4 protein-coding genes are annotated in these 3,750 nt (G+C 70.0%); 1 reads left to right on the top strand and 3 read right to left on the bottom strand.

Annotation, left to right across the window (positions count from 1 at the left end; genetic code table 11):
- The 3 genes from KF910_RS14165 to aroA all read right to left on the bottom strand — a co-directional run.
- Positions 1–603 (bottom strand): S1 RNA-binding domain-containing protein (locus KF910_RS14165; protein WP_292264057.1); only part of this gene is annotated, 603 nt, incomplete at its 3' end.
- A 155-nt stretch (positions 604–758) separates the two neighbouring features.
- Positions 759–1,403: a (d)CMP kinase gene (cmk, locus tag KF910_RS14160; RefSeq protein ID WP_292264055.1), complete on the bottom strand. Its 645-nt coding sequence runs from the start codon at positions 1,401–1,403 to the stop codon at positions 759–761.
- Positions 1,404–1,670: 267 nt separating this feature from the next.
- On the bottom strand, positions 1,671–2,987 hold the full coding sequence (gene aroA / locus KF910_RS14155; protein WP_292264053.1) for a 3-phosphoshikimate 1-carboxyvinyltransferase: 1,317 nt from the start codon (positions 2,985–2,987) through the stop codon (positions 1,671–1,673).
- A gap of 130 nt (positions 2,988–3,117) precedes the next feature.
- Between aroA and KF910_RS14150 the strand changes: the two genes are divergently transcribed.
- Positions 3,118–3,591, top strand: coding sequence for a TIGR02300 family protein (locus tag KF910_RS14150; RefSeq protein WP_292264051.1), 474 nt, complete (start codon positions 3,118–3,120; stop codon positions 3,589–3,591).
- The last annotated feature ends 159 nt before the right edge of the window (positions 3,592–3,750 follow it).

Below are 3,750 nucleotides of genomic sequence, written 5' to 3'. Positions count from 1 at the left end.
CACTTCGCCCTCGGCCAGCTGGCCGACCAGTTCGGTGCGCTGCTCGGCGCGGGCCTCTTCCAGGATGGCGCGGCGCGAGACGACGATGTTGCCGCGCGGGCGGTCCATTTTCAGGATGGCGAAGGGCTGTTCCTTGCCCATCAGCGGGGCGACGTCGCGCACCGGGCGGATATCGACCTGCGAGCCCGGCAGGAAGGCCGAGGCGCCGCCCAGATCGACGGTGAAGCCGCCCTTGACGCGGCCGACGATGGCGCCTTCGACCGGCTCGCCGCGTTCAAACACGGCTTCCAGACGGGTCCAGGCTTCCTCGCGGCGGGCCTTGTCGCGGCTGATGACCGCCTCGCCCATCGCGTTCTCGACGCGCTCCAGATAGACCTCGACGTTGTCGCCGACCTTGGGCAGGACGGCGCCTTCGCCCTGGCCGAACTCGCGCATGGCGATGCGGCCTTCGGTCTTCAGGCCCACGTCGATGATGACGATGTCCTTTTCGATGCCGACGACGCGGCCGTGGACGACCTGGCCTTCGCCAAGGTCGCGGCCCTGCAGCTGCTGGTCCAGAAGGGCGGCGAAATCGTCGCGGGTGGGGGTAAGGGTGTCGGTCATGAAGCTCTGGGGTTTCTGAAAGGCTGATGGCGCGCGGCCGGTCGGCCCCGCACGGGTGGGTGAAAACGGATAGGGTCGGGTCGTCGGGATGCGGGTCGCGTCAACGTCCGGTATCGCCCGCGGAAGCCGAGGGAGGACGCGTTGGATTTGCTTCTCTATCGGGAAGCGCGCGCCGCCTCGACGATACGGCGGGCCGCATCGAAGGCGGCCTCTATATCCATATCGGTCGTATCCAGCAAGACCGCGTCCTCGGCCCTGACCATGGGCGCCGCCCCGCGCCCGGCGTCGCGTTGGTCGCGCCGCTGGATGTCGGCCAGCATCTCCTCGAAGGCGATGACGTCGCCCCGGTCGGTCAGCTGCCGCCAGCGCCGCCGCGCGCGGACTTCGGGTGTGGCGGTGACGAACAGCTTGGCCGTGGCGTCCGGGGCGATCACCGTGCCGATGTCGCGCCCGTCCAGCACCGCCCCGCCCGGCTGGGCCGCGAAATCCTGCTGCAGTTCCAGCAGGGCCGCCCGCACCCCCGGATGACCGGCCACGCGGCTGGCGGCCTCGCCCGCCTCGCCGGTGGTCAGGCGGGCGTCCTCCGTCAGGCCGGCGGGGACCATCGACCGGGCCGCCGCCTCGGCCGCCTCGGCGTCGTCCGGCGAATGGCCGTCGCCCAGCACCTTCACCCCCACGGCGCGATACAGCAGGCCGGTGTCCAGATGCGGCAGGCCATAGTGGACCGCCAGCCGCGCGGCGATCGTCCCCTTGCCCGAGGCGGCAGGCCCATCGACGGCGATGATCAGCCTGCGGCTCAAGATTTTGACTTCCGAGACATCTGCATTCCCAATCCGCCGAGCGCGAAGCTCAAGGCTACCGTGCCCGTAATAGAGGCCAAGGGCAGGTAGCGAATAGTCAGGACGCCTTTGAACGCCTGAGGATGGTCAGCCAAGCGAACGACCCCGCCATGCTTGAGCCGTGTTTCCCCGTCGTATCCGTCAACAAGAGCGGCCCCAACGACGCAAAGCGTCGCCGCAGCCGAAATCAGGGCGGCTCTGAAAAGGCCTCCGGACGTGGATAGAGGCCTATTCTCCAATATCCGCCCCCAGGCCCTGCATCAGCGCCACGAACCCTGGAAAGCTGGTGGCGATCATGCCGGGTTCGTCCACGCTCACGGCCTGTTCCGCCGCCAGGCCCAGGATCAGATGGCTCATGGCGATGCGGTGGTCGCCGTGGGTGGTCACCCTGGCCCCGCCGCGCACCGGCCCGCCGGCGACGATGAAACCCTCCGGCTCCTCCTCCACCGCCACGCCGCAGGCCGAGAGACCGGCGGCCATCAGGGCGATGCGATCGCTTTCCTTGACCCGCATCTCGCCGATCCCGCGCATGACCGTCGATCCGTCCGCGAAGGCCGCCGTCGCGGCCAGGATCGGATATTCGTCGATCATCGACGCCGCCCGGTCCGGCGGCACGACCACGCCCTTCAGCCGGGAATGGCGCGCGGTGACGTCACCCACCGTCTCGCCGCCGCTGTCGCGCGCGTTCGACACCGTCAGATCGGCGCCCATCTCGCGCCAGGTCTCGAACAGGCCGGTCCGCAGCGGGTTCAGCATGACGTTCCGAACCGCCACCTCGGCCCCCGGAACGATCAGCCCCGCCGCCAGGGGAAAGGCCGCCGAGGACGGATCGCCCGACACGGCCACAGCCGTCCCCTTCAACCGCTGGCCGCCCTCCAGGGCGATGCGCCAGCCCCGGCCTTCCTCCTGGACCCGCACCCGTGCGCCGAAGGCCCTCAGCATCCGCTCGGTGTGATCGCGGCTCTTTTCCGGCTCGATCACCACCGTGGTCCCGGCGGCGTTCAGCCCCGCCAGCAGGATGGCCGACTTGATCTGGGCCGAGGCCACGTCCTGCACATGCGCGATGGCCCGCAGGCCCCCGCCGCCCAGGGTCAGCGGCAGGCGATCCTCCTGCCCGGCCCAGTCGAACCGCGCCCCCATGGCCCCCAGGGGGCCGGTCACCCGCTTCATCGGCCGCTGCCGCAACGAGGCGTCGCCGTCGAAGGTCGCGCTCAGATCATAGCCCGCCGCCGCCCCCATCAGCAGCCGCACCCCCGTGCCGGCGTTGCCGCAGTCGATCACGCCCGGCGGGCTGCGGAAGCCGCCGCGCCCCGTCACCCGCCAGCGTCCGTCGTCCAGCCGCTCGACCCCGGCGCCGAAGGCCTCGACCGCCCGGGCGGTGGCCAGGATGTCCTCGGACTCCAGCAGCCCCTCGATCTCGGTCACGCCCTGGGCCAGGCCGCCCAGTATCAGGGCGCGGTGCGAGACGGACTTGTCGCCCGGCGCGGTCGCCGTTCCCGTCAGGCGGCCGCCGGGACGGGCGGTCAGATCGGACGGCGAAGGCACGGCCGGCGGCTCCGGAGAATGCGATTGGGGGCGGGCGCGCCTGCGTCGCGCGAAATCGGGTTTTGACAGCGGGTCCGGGGGGTGGCAAGGGACCGGCCCGATTCCACCCCCCGCCAGAGGTCTATCCCCCGTGGCCAATCCCGAACTGGGCGCCAAGCAGGTCTGCCCCAACTGCCAGGCGAAATTCTACGACCTGAATCGCCGGCCCGCCCGCTGCCCCAAATGCGAGACCGAATTCGATCCCGAAGAGGCCCTGAAGTCGCGCCGCACGCGCGGCCGCGCCGGCTATGCGCCCGAAGAGACCGAAGAGCAGGATCAGGACGATCAGGTCCAGGACAAGAAGAAGGCCGAGGGCGACGACGAGGAGGAGGATGAAACCCCCTCCGCGCCCGAGATCGACCAGGAAGGCCACGAGCGCATCCTGACGCCCGACGACGATGACGACGACGCCGAGAGCGGCGACGACGCCGGCATGGGCACGTCCGACGGCGACGACGACGAGGTGCTGGACGATGACGACGACGACTCCGTCCCCTTCATCGAGGACGAGGACGACGACAGCCTGGACGACGATCTGGTCAAGCCGTCCAAGGACGACGATTGATCCTTCAAATCTCTGTTCCGGCGGGTGTTTTCGCCCGCCGGGGCGGGGCTCAAAAAAAACCCGGAACCGGGCTTGATCGCATCAAGGCCCTGACATAGGTTCCGCCGCCTCGCCGGGGCCCATTCTCAGGAATGTTCCGGCGGACCAGATCCTCGGATC

This window comes from Brevundimonas sp. (assembly GCF_019636155.1).
Classification (GTDB): Bacteria; Pseudomonadota; Alphaproteobacteria; order Caulobacterales; family Caulobacteraceae; genus Brevundimonas.
Note: the sequence above shows the minus strand (reverse complement) of the source record. Positions and strands in the feature narration are given on the sequence as shown.